Genomic DNA, 255 nt, shown 5'->3' on the forward strand with positions numbered 1-255 from the left:
ATATCTTTTGCATAGTCAGATATGGTATCATCAATCACTTGTCTGCGATATTTTACGACCAGAACAAGATGATAATATAGGAGGAACACAGAATGGTTATTACTGTCTAATTTCATTGATATATCAGTCTTTCATTTATATAAGACTGATTATATCATAGCAAAAAAAGACAACTTTAGGCTACGCCTAACCGAAATTCATCTCCTACTTTCACTGGTGCTGGCACACCTTCACGTTTAGAAGTGGGAGACTTCT

The 255-nt window shown here is 35.3% G+C and carries 1 protein-coding gene; it reads right to left on the reverse strand.

All coding sequences use genetic code 11. The features are described 5' to 3' along the window. A partial coding sequence (locus tag TEPIDINF_RS14985; RefSeq protein WP_421692408.1) for a transposase occupies positions 1–116 on the reverse strand: 116 nt, incomplete at its 3' end. Positions 117–255 lie beyond the last annotated feature (139 nt).

This window comes from Tepidibacillus infernus (assembly GCF_048898065.1).
Taxonomy (GTDB): domain Bacteria; phylum Bacillota; class Bacilli; order Tepidibacillales; family Tepidibacillaceae; genus Tepidibacillus_B; species Tepidibacillus_B infernus.